26 protein-coding genes are annotated in these 23,845 nt (G+C 51.0%); 7 read left to right on the top strand and 19 right to left on the bottom strand.

Annotated features, from left to right (window positions below; translation table 11 throughout):
* Positions 1-12 precede the first annotated feature (12 nt).
* The gene (locus tag PGRAT_RS02960) at positions 13-2,820 is read right to left on the bottom strand and encodes an O-antigen ligase family protein (protein ID WP_025703946.1); all 2,808 of its coding nucleotides are present in this window, start codon (positions 2,818-2,820) and stop codon (positions 13-15) included.
* Positions 2,821-3,055: 235 nt separating this feature from the next.
* A complete protein-coding gene (locus PGRAT_RS02955) occupies positions 3,056-3,244 on the bottom strand; it encodes a hypothetical protein (RefSeq protein ID WP_025703947.1) in 189 nt (62 codons plus the stop codon).
* Positions 3,245-3,502: 258 nt separating this feature from the next.
* Between PGRAT_RS02955 and PGRAT_RS02950 the strand changes: the two genes are divergently transcribed.
* Together PGRAT_RS02950 and PGRAT_RS02945 are read left to right on the top strand one after the other, a co-directional pair.
* Positions 3,503-3,829: a sigma factor-like helix-turn-helix DNA-binding protein gene (locus PGRAT_RS02950; RefSeq protein ID WP_025703948.1), complete on the top strand. Its 327-nt coding sequence runs from the start codon at positions 3,503-3,505 to the stop codon at positions 3,827-3,829.
* Positions 3,781-4,026: a hypothetical protein gene (locus PGRAT_RS02945; protein WP_025703949.1), complete on the top strand. Its 246-nt coding sequence runs from the start codon at positions 3,781-3,783 to the stop codon at positions 4,024-4,026. The genes PGRAT_RS02950 and PGRAT_RS02945 overlap by 49 nt, the downstream gene beginning before the upstream one ends.
* An 840-nt stretch (positions 4,027-4,866) precedes the next feature.
* Here PGRAT_RS02945 and PGRAT_RS02940 read toward each other — a convergent pair.
* The 6 genes from PGRAT_RS02940 to PGRAT_RS02915 form a co-directional block, all read right to left on the bottom strand.
* On the bottom strand, positions 4,867-5,634 hold the full coding sequence (locus tag PGRAT_RS02940; RefSeq protein ID WP_025703950.1) for a carbohydrate-binding protein: 768 nt from the start codon (positions 5,632-5,634) through the stop codon (positions 4,867-4,869).
* Positions 5,635-6,142: 508 nt separating this feature from the next.
* Positions 6,143-7,441, bottom strand: coding sequence for an ABC transporter permease (locus tag PGRAT_RS02935; protein ID WP_025703951.1), 1,299 nt, complete (start codon positions 7,439-7,441; stop codon positions 6,143-6,145).
* Positions 7,434-8,336 carry an ABC transporter ATP-binding protein gene (locus PGRAT_RS02930; RefSeq protein WP_025703952.1) on the bottom strand — a complete coding sequence of 301 codons (903 nt, stop codon included), beginning with the start codon at positions 8,334-8,336 and terminating at the stop codon, positions 7,434-7,436. The genes PGRAT_RS02935 and PGRAT_RS02930 overlap by 8 nt, the downstream gene beginning before the upstream one ends.
* Positions 8,337-8,340: 4 nt before the next feature.
* Positions 8,341-9,273 carry an ABC transporter ATP-binding protein gene (locus PGRAT_RS02925; RefSeq protein WP_025703953.1) on the bottom strand — a complete coding sequence of 311 codons (933 nt, stop codon included), beginning with the start codon at positions 9,271-9,273 and terminating at the stop codon, positions 8,341-8,343.
* Positions 9,274-9,289: 16 nt separating this feature from the next.
* On the bottom strand, positions 9,290-9,685 hold the full coding sequence (locus PGRAT_RS02920; RefSeq protein WP_025703954.1) for a GntR family transcriptional regulator: 396 nt from the start codon (positions 9,683-9,685) through the stop codon (positions 9,290-9,292).
* Between the two features lie 60 nt (positions 9,686-9,745).
* On the bottom strand, positions 9,746-10,474 hold the full coding sequence (locus tag PGRAT_RS02915) for a hypothetical protein (RefSeq protein WP_025703955.1): 729 nt from the start codon (positions 10,472-10,474) through the stop codon (positions 9,746-9,748).
* Positions 10,475-10,675: 201 nt separating this feature from the next.
* On the opposite strand from PGRAT_RS02915, the gene PGRAT_RS02910 reads away from it, so the two are divergent.
* A complete protein-coding gene (locus PGRAT_RS02910) occupies positions 10,676-11,458 on the top strand; it encodes an MBL fold metallo-hydrolase (protein ID WP_025703956.1) in 783 nt (260 codons plus the stop codon).
* Positions 11,459-11,565: 107 nt separating this feature from the next.
* On the opposite strand, the gene PGRAT_RS02905 is transcribed toward PGRAT_RS02910, so the two are convergent.
* On the bottom strand, positions 11,566-12,030 hold the full coding sequence (locus PGRAT_RS02905) for a DUF420 domain-containing protein (protein WP_025703957.1): 465 nt from the start codon (positions 12,028-12,030) through the stop codon (positions 11,566-11,568).
* A gap of 25 nt (positions 12,031-12,055) precedes the next feature.
* On the bottom strand, positions 12,056-12,982 hold the full coding sequence (gene ctaG / locus PGRAT_RS02900) for a cytochrome c oxidase assembly factor CtaG (protein ID WP_025703958.1): 927 nt from the start codon (positions 12,980-12,982) through the stop codon (positions 12,056-12,058).
* Positions 12,983-13,348: 366 nt separating this feature from the next.
* On the opposite strand from ctaG, the gene PGRAT_RS33965 reads away from it, so the two are divergent.
* Both PGRAT_RS33965 and PGRAT_RS02890 read left to right on the top strand, forming a co-directional pair.
* Positions 13,349-13,666, top strand: coding sequence for a transposase (locus PGRAT_RS33965; protein WP_025706610.1), 318 nt, complete (start codon positions 13,349-13,351; stop codon positions 13,664-13,666).
* The gene (locus tag PGRAT_RS02890; RefSeq protein WP_202903649.1) at positions 13,573-14,538 is read left to right on the top strand and encodes an IS3 family transposase; all 966 of its coding nucleotides are present in this window, start codon (positions 13,573-13,575) and stop codon (positions 14,536-14,538) included. Before PGRAT_RS33965 ends, PGRAT_RS02890 begins: the two co-directional genes overlap by 94 nt.
* A 268-nt stretch (positions 14,539-14,806) precedes the next feature.
* Here the strand turns inward: PGRAT_RS02890 and PGRAT_RS02885 are convergent, their stop codons facing one another.
* The 5 genes from PGRAT_RS02885 to PGRAT_RS02865 all read right to left on the bottom strand — a co-directional run bounded on the left by PGRAT_RS02885 (position 14,807) and on the right by PGRAT_RS02865 (position 19,375).
* Complete coding sequence (locus PGRAT_RS02885) at positions 14,807-15,133, bottom strand: cytochrome C oxidase subunit IV family protein (RefSeq protein ID WP_025707913.1); 327 nt, start codon at positions 15,131-15,133, stop codon at positions 14,807-14,809.
* 2 nt (positions 15,134-15,135) lie between these two features.
* Positions 15,136-15,762: a cytochrome (ubi)quinol oxidase subunit III gene (locus PGRAT_RS02880; protein WP_025707912.1), complete on the bottom strand. Its 627-nt coding sequence runs from the start codon at positions 15,760-15,762 to the stop codon at positions 15,136-15,138.
* Between the two features lie 6 nt (positions 15,763-15,768).
* A complete protein-coding gene (ctaD, locus tag PGRAT_RS02875) occupies positions 15,769-17,607 on the bottom strand; it encodes a cytochrome c oxidase subunit I (protein ID WP_042267768.1) in 1,839 nt (612 codons plus the stop codon).
* Positions 17,608-17,735: 128 nt separating this feature from the next.
* Complete coding sequence (gene coxB, locus PGRAT_RS02870) at positions 17,736-18,785, bottom strand: cytochrome c oxidase subunit II (protein WP_025707910.1); 1,050 nt, start codon at positions 18,783-18,785, stop codon at positions 17,736-17,738.
* Between the two features lie 401 nt (positions 18,786-19,186).
* On the bottom strand, positions 19,187-19,375 hold the full coding sequence (locus PGRAT_RS02865) for a hypothetical protein (RefSeq protein WP_019913840.1): 189 nt from the start codon (positions 19,373-19,375) through the stop codon (positions 19,187-19,189).
* Between the two features lie 665 nt (positions 19,376-20,040).
* Between PGRAT_RS02865 and PGRAT_RS02860 the strand changes: the two genes are divergently transcribed.
* Positions 20,041-20,379: a DUF4870 domain-containing protein gene (locus tag PGRAT_RS02860; protein ID WP_025707909.1), complete on the top strand. Its 339-nt coding sequence runs from the start codon at positions 20,041-20,043 to the stop codon at positions 20,377-20,379.
* A gap of 225 nt (positions 20,380-20,604) precedes the next feature.
* Positions 20,605-21,546 (top strand): diacylglycerol/lipid kinase family protein, encoded by a 942-nt coding sequence (locus PGRAT_RS02855; protein ID WP_042265989.1) that lies wholly within the window; start codon positions 20,605-20,607, stop codon positions 21,544-21,546.
* 85 nt (positions 21,547-21,631) lie between these two features.
* Here the strand turns inward: PGRAT_RS02855 and PGRAT_RS32960 are convergent, their stop codons facing one another.
* From PGRAT_RS32960 to PGRAT_RS02840, 4 genes are all read right to left on the bottom strand, one after another.
* Positions 21,632-21,838, bottom strand: a complete 207-nt coding sequence (locus PGRAT_RS32960) for a hypothetical protein (protein WP_155990523.1) — start codon at positions 21,836-21,838, stop codon at positions 21,632-21,634.
* A gap of 159 nt (positions 21,839-21,997) precedes the next feature.
* Positions 21,998-22,591 carry a xanthine phosphoribosyltransferase gene (locus PGRAT_RS02850; protein WP_025708130.1) on the bottom strand — a complete coding sequence of 198 codons (594 nt, stop codon included), beginning with the start codon at positions 22,589-22,591 and terminating at the stop codon, positions 21,998-22,000.
* Positions 22,592-22,635: 44 nt separating this feature from the next.
* Positions 22,636-22,941 carry a hypothetical protein gene (locus PGRAT_RS02845; protein ID WP_025708131.1) on the bottom strand — a complete coding sequence of 102 codons (306 nt, stop codon included), beginning with the start codon at positions 22,939-22,941 and terminating at the stop codon, positions 22,636-22,638.
* Between the two features lie 43 nt (positions 22,942-22,984).
* Positions 22,985-23,845, bottom strand: coding sequence for a TrmB family transcriptional regulator (locus tag PGRAT_RS02840; protein WP_025708132.1), 861 nt, complete (start codon positions 23,843-23,845; stop codon positions 22,985-22,987).

Raw genomic sequence — 23,845 nt, 5'->3', positions numbered from 1 at the left:
ACAGACTGTCCCTTATGATAATGGCTTCATTCCGGCAATTTGCTCGATCATACCCGCCTCTTGGGCATCGGCGGCAATTAGCTTATTATACACATCCTGATCCTCAGAGCTGTTCAGCTTTTTTAACCCGGCTAAATACCAGCGGGCCATCTCCCGGTTAACCGCATCCGAATAATTTTCGCCAAGTCCGCCCTTCAACGCAGCAACTGCGGCCTGGACATTTCCGGTGAGGTACTGCATTTTACCAAGTGCTAAGGTTGCGGTGGAAGAAAAAGCAGTTGTCTGATTGTTTGCTTCTCTCACAACTTGGCTATACGCCTCAATTCCCGTATTGAAGTTCGCCTTTGCATTGGCAGCGACCTGATCGACGACTGTGCTGTCAGAGCCCGGGGTGTTTAACAGATTCAGCCACTCTGTATAAATGGGTTGTCCCAACTCGTTAGACCGGACGATTAAGTCGTTATACCATCCAGCGCTCCACAAATCGCCCCGGCCGGCCAGATCGGCGTAACCGCCCGTGAAGCCCGTCTGGATGAAGTTCAAGGCCGTCTCTGTATCCCCTGTTATCTGCTTAACCTTACCCGCGCTCAGCGCAATCAGCGGCGTAACCGAGAAAGGCCGGCCCTGAAGCTGCCCGGAAGGCAATGTCTTCAAGAAGGCAATACCATCTACAACATCCTGGTAAGTGGTAAGGGCGGTCTGGAAGTACTCCTGTTGCTTAGCCTTGTCCTGTTGGAGGAGAGCCTGGACACCCAAACCAGATGCCCGGGTAATCAGCGGCTCGTACCAGTCAATATCCCAGATATACTTGTTCAGATTATCACGGTATACGGCATAAGCGCTCTCGCTCTTGCCCTGCAGATCATACAGAGCGATTTGCTGCTGCAGCATCTGCTTGTTGTTCGGCTCATCCTTTAGACCACGCTGCAGCACCGAAAGGGATTCTGCGGCAAATTGCTCGTTTTTGGTCTGGCTGTACACCTGATTATCAAGCACCGCCAGCAGGATCACTGATTCGGGATGTGAAGGCCGGATCTTCAGCGACTTCATCAGCGGAGCCTTAATCTCTTCATAAGATGTGCTGTATTGAGCAATGGCCTTCGCTTCGGCGAATGCGTTGGTGGAACTGATGCTGCGAAGTGAAACGATAAAGATTGCCAACGCGGCCGCGCAGGCCACGGCCAGATAACCGAGACGCAGTACAGACGAATTCCATCCGGCGGCGAGAGGTTTGGCCTCCATTGCAGCTGCCATTCCGCCAAGAGCGATGAATACGAGGATTCCCATGAAAGCATAACTCATATTAAAGTCCAGGATACTGTGTACCAGAATCGAAAGCGCAATAATCAGATAAAAGAAGCCGTTACCGTAATCATCTGTCCCCGCCCGCTTCATGTATCCTTTGGTATATTTGTAGAATACGAACAGGATAAACCCCATGAACACGATAAAGCCCAATATTCCAACCTCGATCAAATACTGCAAAAAGAAGTTGTGCGCCTGACGGCTGACATACGGGTTGTTCTGGTACTTCTCATACAGGGCGGCCCATCCGCCCCCGCCTACCCCAAGCACCGGATAATCCTTCGCTACCTTAAAAGCATCGCGGTAAAAAGTGATCCGCTCCAGCACACTGTGCTGCTCAAAGTTAATGTTCTCCAGGCGGGTTTCAATATTAGCCGGCAGAATACTCCGCGCGCTTGTACCAATCAGGAGCCACGCTGCAATAGCTACCACCGCTGTTGCTCCGATGGGCAGCCACAGATTAGCCAGCTTACGGGTAGACCAGTGCTCTAAGCGCTTCTCCAGCCGGGGAGCGGCAAAGTGTTGCACGGCCCAGCTTACAGCTGCGGTTACAGCACAAGCAATAAGCAGCCAGGACCAGCCCTCTACTGCCGCAGAAGCATCAGGAACCGCTGCCAGACGTTTGCCGATAGATGTTAACTTACCGATCACGGCCAGGGATGCAAGGGCAGCCACAATGAGATGAATGATCCACAGAATCTGCCGCGAAGGCTTTTGAAAGAGAAGCAGCAGAACAAATACTACCGGCAGCAGGACCAGGCCGCCCCGCGATAGGGTCAGTAGCAGCGACACGATAACCGGCACCAGCATAAAACCGTGAATGACCGTACCATACCATTTTGGAGACCGTATTAGTGCAAACACGGCAACGAACAGGAACGCCATCAGAAAGCCTGCATATGTATTGGCATACTGAAATACCGAGGTTAGACGCAGACCATTCGAGTCAGTCATTACTGCATCCAGGTACTTCCCTGATCCGGCAACAGTATTGGAGAACCAGCCGACCGCTCCTCCGGCCACATTCCAGGCACCCAACCAGTTCAGCAGACCAAACCAAATAATTAGGTAAGCTACGGTCATTATGACGTTTTGTATGAGAGCATCCACTTGTTTTTGTCGAAGAAGGTAGAGGCCTACAATAAATAATGCCGCATACATACTTTGAATAAGGAGCATATTGATTGCCATATAATGTGAAGCAGCTACAAAAAGCGACAGGAAGTAAGTCAGCGGAAGCAGAAGCACAGCCAGTGCGAGCAGATCCCGCTGATCCTCCAGCTTAAACTTTTTGTAATAGATGCCTGCCCAGACAATGAGCATCAGACTGCAAATGATAACTGAGATATAGAGCGGCTTCTCATAATCCGCACGCAGACCGTTAAATAATCCCACCTGAAATGGGGTCCATACGAGAAATAGAATAATACCGATAATCAGCACCCAGAGCGGGCTGGATATCTTTTCAGCAATTTTTGACTGTGTCGCCTTTTTACCGTATACAGGATGGCCCAATTTATATTCCCCTTTACAATTTATTGCATATACTTATTTATTATAATGTCATATTCTCTCATTGGCAAAATTACCCTAAATATAGTTGATAGATAACAAAAAAGGAGAACTGTGCGGCATTCGTAATTCTCTCAGCAATCCTCCCCATATCCGGTAGGCTCTACAAAATCTCCCCCAATACTTTCTGATACGTCAAAAAAGCCGCGGCAGCCTGCCGCGGCTTTCTATTCCTTTCTCAACCCTTTTTGCCTTTGCCGCCTTTGGCGAATCTCAGGAACGCCATGCAGCAGCCCAATATTCCAACGCCAAGCAATACCGTCTGCAGCGCCCCCAGCCACACTGAGCTCTCCGGTTTGATTAGGCTGCTGACAATGATCAGCAGAATCGAAGCCGCTACCAGCAAGGGTGTTTGCCTTTTTTTCATAAACAGAACCACTCCTTACTTACTAAGGTACACTATACGGCATTTTTTCGCCAGAACTAGCTTGGCGGCTGTCCCTGGAGTGTTTTTTTAATCAGCACTTTCCAGCTTTCTGCCTCCACTCAATAGCTGAAGTTGTAGTTTGTCATACAATATCAAACCATATTATGGTATTGTAATAGGAACAAATGTTCCTATTTTGGTTGTTTTTTAACTTCTAAAATTTCCCTATACATAAACAATGGTAAAGGAGAATCAGTTGTGAGCGCCTACGAAGAATACAAAAGAGAGATTTACCGGATTGGCTGGAGAATTCAGTACAAAGCAAGAAAGGTCCGTGCAAGAGAGTTCCCTCTCTTTGATAATCACACAACCGATCATAATTTTACGGCCATTTCCGATACAAAAATATGGATTCAAGACCTTTTGAGTCAGCTTCCGCCCCAGGGAAGTACCATAATCAGCAAGCTTTATCTGCAGGATATGACCGAACACGAGGTTGCAAAGGAACTTCATCTCAGTCAACAGGCGGTGAACAAATGGAAAAAGAGAATGATTCAATTATTATCTCAGACCGCGAATTTTTAAATCTGCTGCAAGAAGCGAAAAGAAAAGACCCTGCAGCAATCTTGCAGCTGGTGAACTTATTCAAAGAGGATATCCTCAAAGTTAGCAGATACATCCATCTGCCTGCAGAAGATGCGGTTTCTATGGTCACTTTGGAATTCCTTGAATTAATACAAGGGAAAAACCATGGCCTGATTCAGGATGAAAAGCATGGATAAGCGGTTTCTGAAGAAGATACGGGCTATTTTGAACCGGAGTTGAGCCGGAGAGCTTGGAAGCTTCGGGAACATAAAAGCTACATAAATTGAACTTGAAAATATTATATTTAATGCAGAGGTGGCGGAGGAGAAGTTTGGAACTGCAGGAGCGGTAGCGTCTGCCTTTGTCTGCGGATTTACACTGCGGAATAGCGGTATAAATTCAAGAAATCTGCAGACACCAGCGGCCGGAAGTCCAAACATTCTCTGGAGTCACGGCCCAGCCCAAATACAAAATCACAAGTTCAGTTCATAGTGGAAAAAGTAAAACTAATAAGTTGAAATCCTGGCTACCGAAGGTTTTAGTGGGATTTTGTACACCTAATTCATGCCTATTCATCCCACATGGCCACTTTCAGCCGAATTAGTGATACTTTTTCCCACATAGGCTACTTCATAAGCCGAATGGACCCGATTAGTGAACCTTTTTCCACTAAGGACAATTAGTTCTGTTCATAAATTTTTAATTCAGTCTAAATATTTGTTGTCGCTTCCCACACCTTGGGTTATTGGCTTGAGCAGACGTACTGTTGGAGGTTGTAAGGTTGCTTGACGCGCTTCTGCCAAATTGGAGGTTTCGTTTTACCTATCATTTCTGGAGTGGGTTTTATACTTGAACATTAAGGGTGTAAGGATTCCAGCTACAGGCAGCTTCCCCTGATCTGAACCTATAGTTGCTGAATTCTGGCCTGCGGCAAGTGTAATCGTTTTATTACTTCTGAAAACGGTCCCCACAGAGAAAAGGATCACAAAGCGGGATAAGCCGCCTGTGATCCTATATTAACTGCACTTTACAATGAATTAGTTGACCTCGTAATTATGGCCATAGTTATTATCCCAATACGTTTGCCCGCCAGTTGTATACGAAATCGCGTATTTAACATTTGTGGCACCCGGAACATTGATACTGTAGTTCCAAGATTCAACACTCTTGAAATTATTCACGGAGCCACCGTAAGTAGCGAATGCCTCATGAGTCGTTGCCCAGTTGTCTGTTGTGTACACTACTTTTACTGTTTTCGTCGGATCCAGGTTTTTTACATAGATATATCCGCTAAATTCACCATTGCTTAGAGTACTTTTATCATTAAGCACATTTGGTGCTCCCAAAATCACGGAACTCACAGGATATGAACTATTGACTTCATTGTAATAATTCGCTCCCCCGTTGTTATCCCAATAAATCTGGTTATTCACTTCGTATTTAATAGCGAATTTTATGAATTTCAGATCCTTCAACTCTAAATGATCTGTTGAAGAACCAGTTCTGGAAATGCCGAAATGCCATTTCTCACGGTTTGCATCCGTCGGCCCTACATAAGACGCAGTCGTATCAAACCAATTTGTGTTATCTGTCGTGTAATGCACAGTAACATTTTTGACGGGTCCCAGATTCGCAACATCAATATTCCCGCTGAATCCGACATATCCATTTTTATACATAATGCTGACATCCGAGTCAATAAGTTTAACCTCATCACCGCTGGCAAATGCCGATCCCATAAAGGATACACCAAAAATCAGAGTAAACATCATCAATCCAGCAAATAGTTTTTTTATTGCTTTCACAGTTCTCGCTCCTCTAATTTCAAATTTTTACAACAGATCTTGAGCCGACAAGGATAAGTTTCGTACAATTGCCCACTTATTGTGTTTTCATCCCTCCTTAACACATCAAAACCAAGTTGTAATTTTAAAATGTTAATTTTTTCCTAATAACAGGATAACTTTAACTAAATTTTATGTAAATAGTAAATAAGTAACATATTTTATATGATTTTATATGATTATATATGGGATATTTTGTAATAATAGGTCAAAAAAAACGGGAAAACAGCAAAAAAAATCCCTTTAAGGCTGTCGACATTCGCCTCTGGGGATTCTATTAACAAGCATACAAACAGCCCCGATGCAGAAAATTGATTCATCGGAGCTGTTTTTGAAGGCATCTTATTCTATACGAACATAAAGTATCTCTTGTCGCTTCCGGCAATCCTCATTCCAGTTAGAGTCCTCTGTGAAATCGATCGGATGCTCCCGTTAGTCTGAATGGTTACTCACACCAGCATTACGTCCCTTAAATCTTATAAGCCTTCATCGCTTTTCTGATCTCCTTAATGCTTGGGCGTTTGCCGTACATCAGGACCCCGGTCCGGTAGATCTTGGCCGCGAGCCAGCCTAGTCCAAATGTAGTTGCCAGCAGGATCACAAGCGAGACTGCAATTTCCCAAAAGGCAACCTCCCCTACCCCAATCCGCAGCACCATGCTGAGCGGTGAGGTAATAGGCACAAAGCTTGCCACCTTAATTAGCATAGTGTCCGGGGCTGAGATGCTGAACAACGGAATGTAGAAGGCTACAAAGGTACACATCATTACCGGCATCAATGCCTGGCCCAAGTCCTCAGTGCGGCTTACAATGGAGCCTACAGCAGCATACATTAAGGCATACAGGAAGTAGCCCAGCACATAAAGGATAAAACCATATACCAGGATGCCATAATTCAATTGTCCAAGATCCAGATCAAAATCAGTTAATATGCTGGCATTATGCGGAAGCATCAGATTGATGGCGATACTTGCCGAGATAATGGCAATTTGCATCAGGCCGACCAGGAAGATCCCGATGACCTTGCCGAACATTTGCGTTAGCGGCGAAGCGCTGGTAATCAGAATCTCCATGATGCGTGAGCTTTTCTCCGAGGTCACTTCAGCCGCAATCATATTCCCGGTCATGGTAATCGACATGAAGAACAGGATCAGAAGCACATAGACGATAACATAATTGATAGCCGGCTTCGATTCATCCGGTGCTGCACCATCCGTTCCATCCGTGCTGAGCTGCTGGGTTCCGATGGACACCGGTGCAAACATTGCTGCTACCTGCTCCTGAGTCAGTTTATCGCCGGCAATCAGCTGCGTATTGATCTGCTGCAGTGCACCCTGGAGATAAGTCTTCAGGTCTTTGTCCAGTTCTCCGTCCTTGCTATGATAGGTTACCGGAGGGACACCTTCACTGCCTTTGGCATCAAAAGTAAGGTAGCCTTCAATTTTTTCGTCATCCAGCCCCTGCTTCAGGGCAGCGTCATCCGCCGAGGCAAAGGCCTTAAAAGCCACGGTGTCCGTATCTTCATCTGCAGCTGCAGTCGCGGGCGGCGCATACGCCAGCAGGAGCTCAGCGGCACGGTTTCCCTGTTCAGCCACAACACCGATCTGTGTTTCTTTGGCTCCATCATCCCCTTGGAACACCTTGATGAAGTATGGAATATTCATGCCGATGCTGATCAGCAAAATCAGAATCAAGGTTGTAATCAGGAAGGATTTCGTTCTCACTTTGTTTTTAAAAGTAAAGCTGATAATTGTTCCCATTTTATTCATTAGATTCACCCACCGCTCTGATAAAGATTTGGTTCAAGGTTGGTTCCTTGATTTCAAAATGTTCAACTTCACCGGCTGCCATCGCGTATTGCAGGATACGCTGCGCTGCACCGATCTCGCTGATGGAGAGCAGATACCCCCGCTCCTGCTTCTGAACCGCGCTTACCCCTGGAATCTTGTCCAGTCCGCTCAAATCGCCGGCCGTCCTGAGCGCGACTTCTTCACGCGGATAACCCTTCTTGATCTCACGAATGTCGCCTTGCACGACCGTATTGGAACGGTCGAGAATCGTAATATTGCGGCACAGCTCTTCCACATGCTCCATCCGGTGGGTGGAGAACAGAATGCTCGTGCCCTGGTCACGCAATTCTTTTACTGTATCCTTAAGCAGCTCAACGTTGACGGGGTCCAGACCACTGAACGCCTCGTCCAGGATCAGGATTTGCGGCTTATGTACAACCGCGGCGATAAAGCCCATCTTCTGCTGGTTGCCCTTGGAGAGCTCTTCGATCTTCTTGTTGTAATACTCCGGGACGTCAAAACGTTCCAGCCAGAAGCGGAGGCTCTTCTCCGCATCACCGGCTGACATGCCGCGCAGCCGGGCAAGATAGATAATCTGGTCGCTGACCTTTACCTTCGGGTACAGCCCCCGTTCCTCCGGGAGATATCCCATCATATGCTGCAGCTCATCGCTGAACGGTTTGCCGTTATATAGAATCTTTCCTCCATCGGGATAGATCAGTCCCAGCACCATACGCATGGTCGTAGTTTTGCCGGCACCGTTGGCGCCGAGCAGTCCATAAATCTCACCTCGCTCCACCTTTAGGCTGATTCCATTTACTGCGGTTTTGTCTCCATACTGCTTCACAACTTGTTCCAGCTTCAAAGCTTCCATTCTTCTAATCTCCTCTCTCCTGGTCAATCAGTGTCGGGCGGTGTCCCTGTGTCCATAAGCTCAGGATCTCATCCAGCTCCAAAATCCGGCTCTTAATAACCTTTACGCCCAAATCATGGATGCGTTTCTCATTCTGCTGCGCTTTCGGGGTAATGAATGAAGCAACCCCCGGTGTCTCTATGGTAAAATGCAATGCCCCCGGCAGCTCTTCGGCTAGCTCCCTCAGCTCTTCCTCATCCTCCACCTGAACCGAAATCTCGCTCCAGGAGCCAAACAAGCTGTCCTTCTCAGCCATTCCGAGCAGCTGCCCGTGATGCATCAGCACAATATAATCCGCGAGCCGCCGCACCTCCTCCACAATATGGGTGGATATAACCACGGTTGCACTGGTCTCATCCATATATTTGCGCAGGGTCTCAATCATCGCCTTCCAGGCGAAAGGGTCAAGCCCTGAGGATGGCTCATCCAGCAGCAGCAGCTGAGGGCGTGCCGCCAGTGCAGCGGCAATCTCGAACTTGCGGCGCTCGCCCTTGGACATTTTGCCCAGCTTGGCATCCTGCGGCACTTCAAACTTCGCCAGCAGCTCCTCGAAGTAACCCTGATCCCATGCCGGGTACCAGTGGCGCCGGAATTCGGCAGCCTCGGCGGCATTCCAGTATTTCTCCTCAGCCTGCGAGGTTTCCGGCACATAGGCAATGCGCTGGCGAAGCGCTAGCGGCAGCCCGTCTGCATATGGACTCTCGAACCAGCGGATTTCGCCTTCATCGGGGAAGGTCAATTGCAGAAGCATATGCAGCATTGTGCTTTTGCCGGAGCCATTCTGGCCCACCAGTGCCGTAATATAGCCTTGCGGGAGATTCAAATCAAGCGGACCTATGGTTTTGCCCCTTCGCCGCTTCTTGCTTACGTTACGCAGTTCTATGGCCTGCTGTACCATGGATTGACGCCACCTTTCATGCCTGTGCTGCATATTTGTGCTTCACAATTTCCCTGAACAGCTCCGTCAGTTCCGCTTCCGAGCATTGTACCGACAGAGCGACATCCACCGCACTCTCCAGCGCCTTGCGGATAGCCTCGTTTTTATATCCCTCCATCGCCCCTTCACCTACGTGGGAGACAAAGGTGCCCGTACCCTGTCTAGTCCGCAGCAGACCCTCATTCTCCAGATCCTGATAGACACGGCGCACGGTGATCACACTGCATTTCAGATCACCGGCAAATTCCCGGATGGAAGGAAGGAGTGTCCCCTCGGTGATTACTCCGCTGATAATCAGCGATTTCAGCTGGGTTTCGATCTGGTGGTACAGCGGCTCGGCGCTGTTTTCATTAATTTGTATCGGTATCCACATGGTTCACACCCGCCTTCCACACTCCGGCAAGCCAGAGCGCTTCCTTGCTATTCAGCCCCTTCATACGAGATCACGGCTCTTCAGCCGGTAGATGGTCCATTTGGAGAACAGCTGCACGGATACAGTGCCAAGCAGCAGAGTCGCCCACATCAGCGGGGAAGCGAAACCCCATTCCTTCGCATAACGGACGCTGTAAAGAAACAGATTTCCTCCCGCCTCCCCTACCAGCAGCGCTACGCCCAGGCATAGGAGCATAATAAGCAGGAGAAGCCAGCAATACGTTTTACCACTAACCATTAATTCAATGAAGATGTACAGCCCGGTCATCACAAGTGCGGACCCAACCCAGGTTAGTGCAAAAGCAAGATAGGCAGGGACTGACAACTCGCTTCGGAGCTGTCCGCTCATAGCATAAATGAGGCCGAAGTAGAGCACACCATTCAGGGTGAAGGCGAACACCGTGTGCAGCTTTCTTTTGCACAGAACCACAGCAGCCGGGACCGGGAGACTGCGCATATAAGCGAGCATCCGGGTATACGAGTCCTCACTTAAATACTTCATTGTACGCCGGGAGAAGGTGAAGCCAAGCATTGGCGTCATTGAGAGCAGCAGGAAATCTGCCAGTATCTTACCGTCACCCGACTCCAGGACATCACCGATAATCATTTCGCTAAATATGGACATATAGCCCGTAAATAGGATTGCAAAAATCAGCGCCCGCAGCAGCTTCAGCTTGTCGGCCCGGAAATCGCTCCGGACAATAACCCAAGCATCTTTTATTGTTGTCATGAACTGTAACCTCACTTTATGGTCTAAAACATAGTGTGCTTCTCTGTGTGCTTACTGTGTATATCTATATACACAGTATATGGCCTGTGATTTCCAATGTCAACCAAAAATTCAGTCCCAAACTTATGCCCTTATGTTACGCTAAAGAAGTAACGGCTTCACTGCCTTTGAAGTCATAATCTAAACGCACTGGAGGTTCATATGACTAACGATCCCTGGTTTACCGTACAACCAATCGATGAGAACACCTTCGCCATCAGTGAATACGGTCATTGGGAGAAGGTCCATTCCTTCCTCCTGCTGGGACAAGACCGGGCCGCGTTAATTGACACCGGGCTGGGAATCGGCAATATCCGGACCATCACAGATCAGTTAACGGATCTGCCGATCGATGTGCTGACCACACATGTGCATACAGACCACATCGGCAGCCATGGGGAATACGAGCGGATTTATGTACATGAGGGGGATCTGGATTGGCTTGTCCATGGCATTAAGGGCTTATCACTTGAACAGATCCGCCGGGATATCGGCAGGGATATCAGCCAGCCTGTGCCGGAGGGCTTTGATCCGCAGGCCTACCGGCCCTTTCAGGGGCAACCCGCAGGGTTATTGCAGGACGGAGACACGGTTGAACTGGGCGGCAGAGCATTAGCTGTATATCATACCCCCGGCCATTCTCCGGGGCACCTTGCCTTTTGGGATAAGCTGAACGGCTATTTGTTCACCGGCGATCTGCTGTATGACGGAACCCCGATCTATGCTTTCTACCCATCCACCAGCCCTGTGGATTTAGTCGGGTCTTTAGAGAGGATTGCAGAGATTGAAGGAGTACGGAGGATTTATGGATCGCACAACACCCTGGGTCTTAATCCACAAATTCTGAGCGAGGTGAAGCATGCGGTGCAACTGTTGCGCAAGAATAATCTGGTCAGATTCGGCACAGGCCTTCACACATTTAGCGGCTTCAGCATACAGTTCTGACGGGCCACACGGAAGCTTTCAGCCAAAAAAAAGACCCGTGGGACTGAGCGCTCCCAGTAGGAACACAGGCTCACAGGTCTTTTTTTTAACACATTAATCAGGCTTGATCAGGCGCCCAAAATAACTTCCCACACCGGCTTCGTATGTCCGCCCGGATAAAAGATGTACAGCAGCACATATACCGCAACTCCTGTAATGGCCGTTATGAACCAGATCACAGACGTCACTCTGCCCCATTTCCGGTGCTTGGCGTACTTGGCTTTGAACCCGAGGGTCAGCGTGGTAATCCCGAATACGGCTGCCACCGTTGCCAGCACGATATGGAAAATCAGAAAAATGTGATACAGCAGCGACAGATCCTTAGGACCGCCCCACGAAGTATTGCCTACAAACACAGTTCTGGACATATATACGATGAAAAACAGCACGGCAGCGACAGCGGCAGCAATCATCGTCTTCTTGTGCGCCTCGCGTTTGCCCTTGATGATTAGTCTCCAGCCAATAGCCACCAGCACCGCACTGATCACGATGAAAGATGTGCTGATCGTTGGAAACACTGTAAAAATATCCATGATTATCCTCCTCGGTGTCTACCGGCTATACCCGGGTCAAAACACGCTTCTCCAGCTCGGAAGAAGGCGCGGAAACCTCCGCTTCGTCTTGCCCGTTCTCTTTTTTATACCAATGATAGAACACATAAGCAAGCATCGAGGCAAAAATAAATTCCTGGATGAACTTCATAGCGATTCCGCCTACCTGCTGATCCACTTTGGGTGAGAGCCAGCCGAAGAACGCCGGACCGCCAAAAGCCTGCAGCAGCTCCGCTGGGCTCCCGGACACACAGTACCCCATCGCCCGCGCCCAGATCTGCGGATCACTGTAAGTGGCATAGAGCGGCTCCCCCGCAAAAATAATCAGACCGCAAGCCGGTGTAAGCAGCACCATGTTCAAAAAAATAAACCCGATCTGGCCCAATCCGTTTAAGCTGCGCAGCTCCGGCAGCGGATTGATCAGATTCCACCACATCAGCGCGGAGGTCAGGAACAGTACAGCGTAGTACAGCCGGTGCACCGCAAAATGCAGCATGACATAATCATGGATCACAGGGATGTGATAGAGTGAAAATAATCCGTTGAACAGCAGCGCCGCCACTACGGGCTGAGCCAGAAAGGATACACGCCGCAGAGGGTGGAGAACCCCCTTCAACAGGGCGCGCCAGCACCAGTCAGGAAGGCCCAGCATAATCAGCGGAACCGCAACCAGGTAGGAGAAGGCCATGCTCACCATATGAAAAGAGAATAAAATATGCCCCAGCAGGCTCAGTGGTCCGGCTTGGGCCAGATACAGGGCCAGCATGCCGGAGATGAATGAAATCCGCCGCCACAGCGGAACCCGGGATGAACCCTGGAAACGTCCGGAAAGCGGGCCTATCAGCACAAAATAACCGGCTGTGAGCAGCAGCATCACCGCCAGAAACAGCGGGCTCCACAACTCGCCAAAGCTAAAGTAGGATAATCCCAGCATGATAACCAAACCTCCTCGCACGGGATGATGGATAGGACAAAGCCCGACCGCGTAATAGTATCGTCTGGCTTGGCGGGGCCAAGACTGGCACAGCCGGGCGCGGCGGTGCTGGGTGGTTGCTAAGTGGAATTTGTACCACTAATCTTGATGCAAACCCGCTGCTGACACTGCTAAGTGGAATTTGTATCACTAATTCAGCCAAAACCGCGTCCATCCGCACTTTCCAGCGAAATTAAGGATACTTTTTCCAACTAACACTAGGTTTTTACCCAAAAAACAAAAATTAAGTTTACTTTTGAAAGTAGAATAAAAAGTGGACACCCGTTAAGAGAGTATGAATAATGAACTTAACGAGGAGGTGTTCACATGGGTGAACAACGGCAACGGTATAATGAAAAATTTAAAAGAGAAGCGGTCAAGTACATTCAGGAACAGACGAAGACGGTGACGGAGATTGGGGAGGAGCTGGGCATCTCCCCTGGCGTACTGCACAACTGGCTGGCAAAGTATCGGGAGTTCGGGAATGAACCTGTAAACAGTGCGGAAAAGGTTCGCGAACTTGAGCAGCGACTGGCGGAACAAGAAAAAGAATTACAGGCAAGGGCGCAGCGAATTGCAGACGTCGAAGAGGAGCTCGTCATCGTAAAAAAAGCTGTGCACATCTTCAGCAAACCAAAGAACTGAGATTTCAGTTCATCGAAGATCATCGCTCCGAGTTTCGAATGGAGAAGATGTGCAGCGTTTTTGAAGTGTCCCGGAGCGGGTATTACAAATGGCGAAGCGCTACCTCGAGCCCTCAAGCCGAGCGTAAGGCGCTGGTGCTCCGGCGGATCATCTATCATTTCAAGGACAACAGACAACGTTATGGTAGCCCCAAAATTACCGAGCTTTTGCTGAAAGAAGGGTTCACCATTAGCGAGCGGACGGTAGGAAAATACATGCGAGAGCTCGGATTACGTTCCTGTGTAGCCAAGCGGTTTCGTGTAAAAACGACGGATTCCAATCACAATTTGCCCATTGCTCCCAATCTGCTGAATCAAAAATTTGCGACGGCCGAGCCTAACAAAGTCTGGGTCACAGACATTACCTACATTCCCTGCCGGCAAGGTAGGCTGTACCTGGCCAGTGTGCTCGACCTCTGCACGAGAGAAATTGTCGGCTGGAGACTGGAGGAACGAATGACGACGGATCTGGTACTGGGCGCACTGGACGACGCCTACAAGGCCAAGCGGCCCCCAAAGGGACTCATCCATCACTCCGATCGGGGATCACAGTACGCCTCTGCCGATTACCGTAAACGTCTAAAAAAATATCACATGAAGGCGAGCATGAGCCGTAAGGGAAATTGCTATGATAATGCCTGCATCGAATCCTTTCATAGCGTACTAAAGAAAGAGTTTGTTTATTGCACCAAGTTCAAAACGAAGCAGCACGCGCAGGACGAGATGTTCCAGTACATTGAATTTTTTTATAATCGCAAGCGAATCCACAGTGCGCTGGGTTATGTTTCCCCTGCCCAATTTGCAGCGAAGTTCAAGAAGAGAAAGACTGCCTAAATCTATTTTTTTGTGTCCACTTTCTTGACGGAAGTCCATTTTTCCACCAACACTCGACTTTCGACCGAAAAATAGGGATTAAACAAACTTTTTTCACTAACCCCTCTTGTTCCACCAGCAACTTATCTTATTCCACCAGCAATTTAGTTTGTTAACTCCTGTAAAGAGCTGCTTGCCCGCGTAGGGCTCACCTATTTCCCCATTTAGCAGCAGCCGCTCTCCCCACACAGCAAAAAAGGCGGCATCTCCCGCCGCCCCCTTGCAAACGCTAATCCCACCATACCCAGTAGAGCGCCATCACAATGCTGGTTCCAGCGATAAAAAAGCCGCCCAGCATAAATATAATGGGCAGCAGGTGCCCTTTGTCCTTGAGATGCATCCAGAAGCCCATTTGCAGGAATACCTGAAGCACTGCCATCACCAGCAGCAGGACCACGGCAAATGTGGCATTGACGCCTCCCGCAGCTACAGCCGCAAAGGCAATCAGCGTCAAAACGACAGAGAAGACAAATACCACAATATGCCGCTGCGGCCCTTCCTGCCGGTGGCGGTGCTTCACTGAACCATTTGAAGCGGAATGCTGTTCTGTCGCCATGGTTACCCCACCTTTCCGAGCAGGTATACGACGGTGAAGATAAAGACCCATACTACATCAATAAAATGCCAGTACATGGCCGAAACATAAATCTTGGGTGCGGTTACGACCGTAAGCCCCTTGCGCACAAGCTGTCCGATCAGCACGGAAATCCAGAGGATGCCAAAAGCTACATGCGCGCCGTGAAAGCCAACCAGTGTGTAGAACGCCGAGCTGAAGGCGCTGGTGGTCATACCGAACTCCTCATGTCTTACATATACGCTGAACTCGTAGATTTCCAGAACCAGAAAGCACAACCCCAGAAATACCGTAACCAGCAGCCAGTTGCGAAGCACCGCCACCTTCCCCCTGTGCATAGCCTGAATAGCGAACACACTGGTCAGACTGCTGACCAGCAAGAGGAATGTTGCAGCCGCCACCAGCGGCAGGTGGAAAAGCTCGTTCGCCGACGGGCCTTCATTGGTCTGGTTGCGCAGCGCCAGGAAGGTTGCGAATAGGGTTCCGAACAAAACTGACTCCCCGCCGAGGAACAGCCAAAAGGCCAGCACCTTGTTGCGTCCCTCCAGGGTTGCTTTTTCAGGTTCGTGCGGAAGAGTACCCGCTGCGCCTTCAGCTTGTGCCGTTGTCATGTCCGCTCACCGTCCTTCCAGCTCTTCAGGCTCAATATGCCAGCCGTGATCATCATAGAGTGACCGCAGCAGCATCGACCCGAAGGTAATCACCAGCCCGATGGCTGTAACAAGATAATGGTTGAACATAAAGCCCATGAACGCATTCCCGAAATCATCACGGCTGAACATGAAGCCCAGTCCGGCAATAAAGATGCCGACTGACATCAGGAACGGCAGGATCGTTGCCGATGGCATATGAATTGGACCGACCGGCTCAGCAGGAGTCATAGTTTTATGGCCCGAGGTTTTTTCCTTCCAGAAAGCATCCAGTCCGCGCACCAGCGGAGTCTGTTTGAAATTATATTCCGGCGGCGGCGAGGGAATCGCCCACTCCAGCGTGCGGCCGTCTTCCCAAGGATCATCTGGGGCATCTGCCGGTTTTCGGGAAGTGAGGAAGATATTCGTGAGGAAAATAAGCATCCCCACACCCATCAATCCCGCCCCGACCGTACTAATCAGATTCAGCAGATCAAACTGCTGGTTCGGCAGATAGGTGAATACACGGCGCTGCATCCCCATCAGCCCCAGGAAATGCTGCACGAAGAAGGTGAGATGGAAGCCGATGATGAAGGTCCAGAAGGTCCATTTGCCCAAGGTTTCGCTCAGCATCCGCCCGAACATCTTCGGCCACCAGTAATGCAGCCCGGCAAACAGGCCGAGCACCAGACCGCCGACAATGACGTAATGAAAATGCGCAACAACAAAATACGTATCATGAAACTGGAAATCGGCAGGCGCAGAGGCCAGCATGACCCCGGTGACGCCACCCATCGTAAAAGTGGGAATAAAACCGACCGCGAACAGGTTGGGACTCGTAAACCGTACCTGACCGCCCCACATGGTGAACAGCCAGTTGAAGATTTTGATCCCGGTTGGTACGGCAATCAGCATGGTTGATACCGAGAACAGGGCGTTCGCTACCGGGCCCAGGCCGGTGGTGAACATATGATGCGCCCAGACCATGAAGCCCAGGAATGCGATCAGGATCGTGGCAAATACCATCGAGCTGTAGCCGAACAGACGCTTGCGCGCGAAGGTCGGGATGACCTCCGAGATGATGCCGAAGGCCGGCAGGATCAGAATGTACACTTCGGGATGACCGAAGATCCAGAAGATATGCTGCCAGAGCACCGAGTTCCCGCCTGCTGAGGTATCGAAGAAATTGGCTCCGAGAATCCGGTCGAACGTAAGCAGCACCAGCCCAACTGTAATAGCGGGAAAAGCAAACAGGATAATCGCAGAAGTAATGAAGCTGGCCCAGACGAACATCGGCATCCGCATGAAGGACATGCCCGGCGCGCGCATCGTAATGATGGTAGCCAGAAAGTTAATGCCCCCGATAAGCGTCCCGAGACCGGCTATCTGCAGCCCAATGGTGTAGAAATCCACGCCATGTGTGCCGCTGTACTCTATGGTGGATAATGGCGTATACGAGGTCCAGCCCGCATCGGGCGCACCGCCCATGATCCAGCTGAGGTTAAGCAGAACCCCGCCGAACAGGAAGGTCCAGAAGCCCAGAGCATTCAGAAACGGAAAAGCGACATCGCGCGCACCGATCTGCAGCGGAATGACCGCGTTCATCAGTGCGAAGATCACCGGCATGACGCCCAGGAAGATCATGGTTGTGCCGTGCATGGTGATCAGTTCGTTGAAGGTCTGGGCATCCAGAAAGGTATTCATCGGCTTGATGAGCTGGATACGGATCAGAATGGCTTCAAGTCCGCCGATGCCAAAAAACAAGCCTCCGGCCCACAGGTATAAAATCGCTATCTTTTTATGATCGACGGTGGTAATCCAGTCCATCAGTCCGGTGTGGCGTTTCACGCTGTGGCCATGCTTCAGAGGCGGTGATGGATTCAGGGACTGCGCTGCTTGAGCCAAGGTTCGTACCCCCTTTTCGAATATGCTGCTTCCATTGCAGAATGTAAGCTCTAGTCCAGCGTGTAGCCGGCCAAAAACTCGGCAATTCCGTCTATCTCTTCATCACTTAAGCCCATATCCTTCTTGGGGTCAGGCATCTTGTTTCCAGGTTTTACGCCTGGGGTATCATGCAGCCAGGTTTTAAGATTCTCCAGCACCGGCTCTCCGTCTACCCCGGTATCGTCATTCAGCAATATTCCGGCCACAGACTCCCGCGAGCCGATTCCAGTCAGATTAGGGGCGCTCGACAAATCCGGCATATCCCCTACGGCATGGCAGGTCAGGCATTGGGACTTGAATGTTTCGGCAAGAGCCGGATCTTCCGGCAGCACAGCCGGAGATTTCATGGATTTGACCCACTTCTCAAACTCCGCTTCGCTGACGGATTTCACCTTGAACTCCATGAAGCCGTGGGAAGGACCGCAGAGCTCCGCACATTTGCCCCGGTAAACGCCTTCATTTGGCGCACTGAAACTGAAACGGTTCGTTGTTCCATCGGGGTTGGTATCCATTTTCCCGGAGAGCGAGGGCACCCAGAAGGAATGCAGCACATCCTTCGTGCTCAGCTCAAAAGCGATATCCTTCCCGGCAGGTATCACCAGATCCTGCGCAGTCGTTACTCCGTAATCGGTATACTGGAATTCCCACCAATATTGGTGTCCGGTCACTTTGACCTTAATAGCATTTTTGTCGTTCGAGTGATCATTCCCGGCGGCAAACACGGCCTTTACCGTAGGAACCGCCAGCACAACTACCAGTATCAGCGGAATGACCGTCCAGAGCACTTCCAGCTTGAAGCTGCCTTCCACCTGCTCGGGTATTTCTCTCTGATCCGGTTTGCGCCGGAAGCGGACCAGTACATAGGCTGCAATGGAAAAGACGATCAGCAGTACAACAATCATGATAGTGATCGACAGCTTCATCAGATCGAACGAGCTTTCTGCAGCCGGCCCTTGAGGACGAAGCACCGACAGGTCCTCCCGCCCGCATCCGGCAAGAATGAGTCCAAGCGCTGCGGTCATGGGAAGAAGCCGCTTTCCAGCCTGCCACGTTTTCATCATTGATCTACCCCGCTTTTCCCGATTTCGTAGATTAGAGTATTATCCTGTCAATTATAACAATCACTATTAATATAAGTTTGAAGGGGTCTTTTGTCAATCGTTCACAACAAATTCACAATTGTTTTTCTGAAGACTAAAGTCTTGTCCCTACTGGACTTAAGAACGCTTTCACAAATACAAGCAAGTCTGTTATAATAAATAAAGCGCATACATATCTAATTGTGTATATTAATTCATTTGACTATTTGAAGAGATTGGCTGTCTAGAGGCATGTAGACAAACAAAAAAAACCGCTTCCGGCAGCAAGCCGCCTGGCCACGGTTTATGAGAATCCTCATGGATGTAATTACCCAGATAGATGTTTTTCCAAAAATCAGCAAGCACCGGTTCCTGTCTGTTGTTTAGGAGACGGATGAGTTCATTCTCACCAGCTCATGCTCCACGACCATGGTCAGCTCCTCTTCGTAGCCTCCCGTAATCCGATACTTCCGGACGTACTCCTTTACAAATTTCTTGGGATCTTTGGGCCGGAAAATTCGTGTCATTTCCCGCAGACTTTCCTTGACTTCGTTATGACCTTTACTTGCCATGATCAGTTCCCTCCCAAAACATTGAAAATGAATGCTCCGTTGTAGAGAATGCATGATGAAAAGTTCGCCGTAACCTTGAAATGCAAGTTCAGAAACCATACACATACGTGGCTTGCATATCCGCCAATACAATATTCCGGTGTAAGGAATTCCGTCTCGCCGGGTGAAGCAGGTTCGTCGTGATTTGGGCTGAGAATAAGGATGTCCTATCGCTTCGGACCCCTTAGACACTTTTGTACCCGAAGAGCCACTTGCTGAATCACTCCTTTCGGGCCTTATCGTTATATTGTATCATATTCCAGTCCAAGTTCCACCTTTCCATGTAAAATGTGCGAAGGGAATTATTTTATATATTTCACCTTCCACGGCAGGTTAGGGTGGCGAACACTGGTTAAAAAACGGAAATTCCCAGGACTGGCTGAACTGTTGTTTATGATGTTAGAATGCCCAGGACTGGCAAAAATATCAGCCGTTTACAAAAGTCCATTATGGACAGTTTTCAGTTCACTCTGGTGTGGTCCTATTAGTTACATCGGCGGGCACCGGCAATCCGATTAGCTTTGGAACCCTGGAACCACATACTTTGTACCTATCGCTCATAGAATTGTAGGGAAGCCGAAATATGGCAGCCGCCTTCTTTTACCAAGTCCAAGGAGAGTGAGCCCTTGTCCCCTATCAGATCCTCTACCGGAATACCGGATCATATCGCCGCTGCCCTCTGTTACTTTTTCCCCTTCATTGGGGGGATTGTTTTTCTCGCCCTCGAAAAGCGCAGCCGTTTCGTCCTTTTCCATGCGCTGCAGTCGCTGATCGCCTTCGGTGCGCTGATGATTGCCCATGTGCTGTGCGGATTCATTCCGCTGCTGGGTCCACTGGCCGCCTCCCTCATCTCCCTGTGCTCGTTCGCCGTATGGCTGCTTATGATCTACCATGCATTGGGCGGAAGGTGGTATAGACTGCCCTGGGCGGGAGATATCGCTGAACGCCAGCTCCGCCAGTTGTAGCCCCGTGAACAATTGGCCTTTTACAAACCTTGCTGGTTGTTTCCCTGTTAAAAAGATTTCCTTTTGCCCTACTCCTCCGTACAATAGAATCACAAGCAGAAACGCTTAGCCATCCTTTAATTAAGGATGCTACCGTTTCAGTGAGAAATATAAGGATAATAAATAGCGTGAAACATAAACATTCTTATATTTGGACATATTCATCTGCAGGCTGGAGGAACATACATGTATTTATTCATTATAAATCCCCGCTCCGGCGGAGGGACCGGAGGGCGTACCTGGCATGCCGTGGAAGCGATGCTCCGCTCCCGCGGCACCGCTTACGAAGCGCTGTTCACGCAAAGCGCGGACAGCGCCGAGTCCCAGGTGCTGCACGCGCTGGGCCGGCGCGAGGACTGGCACGCCGCCATCGTGATCGGCGGCGACGGCACGATCCACAGCGTGCTCGGCGCACTGCGGCGCAGGGGCGTGCCGCTGGCGGTGATTCCCGCCGGCTCCGGCAATGACACCGCCCGCGGCTTCGGCATCCCGCTGGCCACAGAGGCCGCGCTGGATACCGCGCTGCAGGACCGCTGCCTTGAAGCGGACCTGCTGTCAGGCGCGGATGGCCTGACGCTGACCGCCGTAGCCAGCGGTTTTGACGCCCAGGTGGCCGTCAATGTGAACCGCAGCCGGTATAAACGGCTGTGCAACGCTATCGGGGCCGGCCGGCTGGCCTACCTCATCGGCATTCTGCATACGCTGATGACCTTCAAGCCCTGCCGCGTGAGCGTCACCTGCGACGGGAAAGAGCAGGCCTTCGAGAACGCCTGGCTGGTCTCGGTCTGCAACCTGCCCAGCTACGGCGGCGGGCTCCTGATCTGCCCGCAGGCGAAGGCCGATGACGGCCTGCTCGACGTCTGCGTCGTGCACGGGGTCAGCCGCGGACAGCTGCTGCGGCTGCTCCCCACGGTCGTGAAGGGCAAGCATACACGCCTGCCCTTCGTGACCATGCTGAGCGGACGAAGCGCAGCCGTCCGTTTCGCGGAGCCGCGCCATGCCATCGGCGACGGCGAGAGCCTCGGCACGGTGCCGCAGGCCGTGCGCTGCGAACCGGGCGCGCTGCGCGTGCTCTCGCCGCTCGCCAGCGCGCAGGGCGCAGCCGGGCCCTGCTCCGCGAGCGGCTAGGGGCAGCGGACGCCCGCGAAGACAGTACGGCGGGGCGCAGCCGCAACTGCTAGCGCGCTGGCTCGCGCGCCGCGCCCAGCACCTTTTAGCGCGGCCCATGCCGTTCCTTTGCGACCTCGGCATTCCCGAATCCATTGCGGACTGAGATTCCGCTATTTCGGGTAACCATCCCGTTTTTGCTGCTCAATCCGGTTAAGAAGCGGACTGGTGTCCGGAACAACTTATCTTGGCGGATTGCTCCAATAAACGTGCTGGTATCCGTTATGCAGCCTCGTCCATAGAGCGTCAGCACCCATGCCGCACATCCCTATTAGCAAACAAACGAACCTGACCGCCACATTATTGCGGAGATCAGGTTCGTTTATTGTTGTATAGAGTGTAATGGTTGATCCGAGGCTTCCGCACAGGGAAAAGCCAGGTTTGTTTATGCTGGTGCCCTCGCTGCATAACCTCAGTCCGTAAGCTCCGCTTCGTCCTCAACAAAGGATATAACCCCTTCTTCCAGTGAAGCGATCCGCACCAGCGACTCCACGCGGTAGCCGGCTTCCTTGAGCAGCTGGCTGCCGGGCTGGAACGCCTTTTCAATCACAATGCCGATCCCGGCTACAGTCCCGCCCGCCTGTTCGACGATCCGGGCCAGTCCGAAAGCAGCCTCGCCGTTGGCCAGGAAGTCATCCACAATTAATACACGCTCGCCGGGTACAATGAATTTTTTGGAAACAGTAATTTCATTGCTTTCTTTTTTCGTAAACGAATAGACCTTTTCTACGAAAATATCTTCTGTCAGGGTTAGAGACTTCTGCTTGCGGGCAAAAATCAGCGGCACTTCAAGCTCCAGCGCTGTCATGATGCCGGGGGCTATCCCTGAGGATTCGATGGTCAGCACTTTCGTGACCTCCTCCCCGGCAAAACGGCGGGTAAACTCGCGGCCAACCTCACGCATCAGAAACGGGTCCATCTGGTGATTCAGAAAAGAATCCACCTTGAGCACGCCCTGTCCGAGAACAATTCCTTCACTGACCACCTTGTGTCTCAACAACTCCATTGGTGCTCCTCCTTCTCCCATCCCATGGACCCGGCATTCCTTGCTTACAGCCCCGCGGGCTTCTGCGGCAGCAGGTTGCCAACCAGCGATTTCAGCTCATGATCCTCTTTACTGTTCGGTTTACCGCTGTCAAAGCCCGTAATGCGGATCTGCGAATAGGTTTCTCCGGGATTCACCGGCTTAAAGATCAGCTTCTCCCGGTCATCCAGCCGTACCGCAAATTTCATGTCCTTAAACATGTCAATCAGCTCTTGCTCACCTGGGGTCTGACCCTCATCCAGAAACAACAGGCCGCGCAATGGCTTGACGCCTTCGGTATGATCCACTTCAAAATGAACGATACACTCCATGCTCTCACCTCCCTAAGCAAATTTCAGCTCCGCCTTGGCGCTCCTAATCAGCCGTGTCCTCCGCCCGCAGTTGCCCCGCAACTTGCTCGTCTGATTCCTCTGACTCTTCCCCATCCTGATCATGCAGCACATATTTACTGTAAATCCGGCTGTAGCGCTCACCATAACGTTTGGTAAGCTCTGCCCCCATATCTTCCTCCAGTTCAAACAGCACCATTTCCTGCGTAAAGTGGTTCAGCAAAAGCTCCACCAGCACCGGATGCTCTGTGACTACCGCCTGCGCGCTTCCATCCTCATACCGCATGCCTAGCATGCACCAGCACCGGTCGATGACAAAAGAAAACTTGCGCCCCCCGCTTCTCGTGGGCTTCCCGCCTAAAGGCGGCCAGGCCGGATACGGAGCCGTTGCCGCATTGCCGCCGTCAAAAGCCCACAGCAGCTTCACTCCCCGCCTCTCCGCCTGTTCCAGCTCGTTGCGCAGCAGCGAGGCCTCTTCGCGCCATACATCGACCACAATCTCCTGGCGGGCCAGATTCAACTGGCGAATCAGCGCTCCCAGCACATTGCGGTCGCCTTCCACATTGTAGAAGGACGGGCTGACCGGTCCGCCGCGGGGCATTTCACTTTCCATATATGCCAGGGAAGCCTGGACCCTGCCGGAAATCATTGTCGCCAGCTCCTCCGGGTCCAGCACGCTGTAGCGTGCCGGTTCCCCTTCACCGCATCTAACATATCCTTGCTGAGTCAGGCGCTGAAGCGCCGCATATACGTTGGATCTTGATACTCCGAGCTGTTTGGCGACTTCGTAGCCCGAAGCCTGGCCTTTGGTGGCCAGCTCGACCATGATTTTGGATTCCATCTCTGTGAAACCCAAATTGCGCAGATGCAGCAGCAACTGTTCCAT

The organism is Paenibacillus graminis (assembly GCF_000758705.1).
Classification (GTDB): Bacteria; Bacillota; Bacilli; order Paenibacillales; family Paenibacillaceae; genus Paenibacillus_AQ; species Paenibacillus_AQ graminis.
The sequence above is the reverse complement of the archived record's forward strand: the minus strand, read 5'-3'. Positions and strand labels throughout refer to the sequence as shown.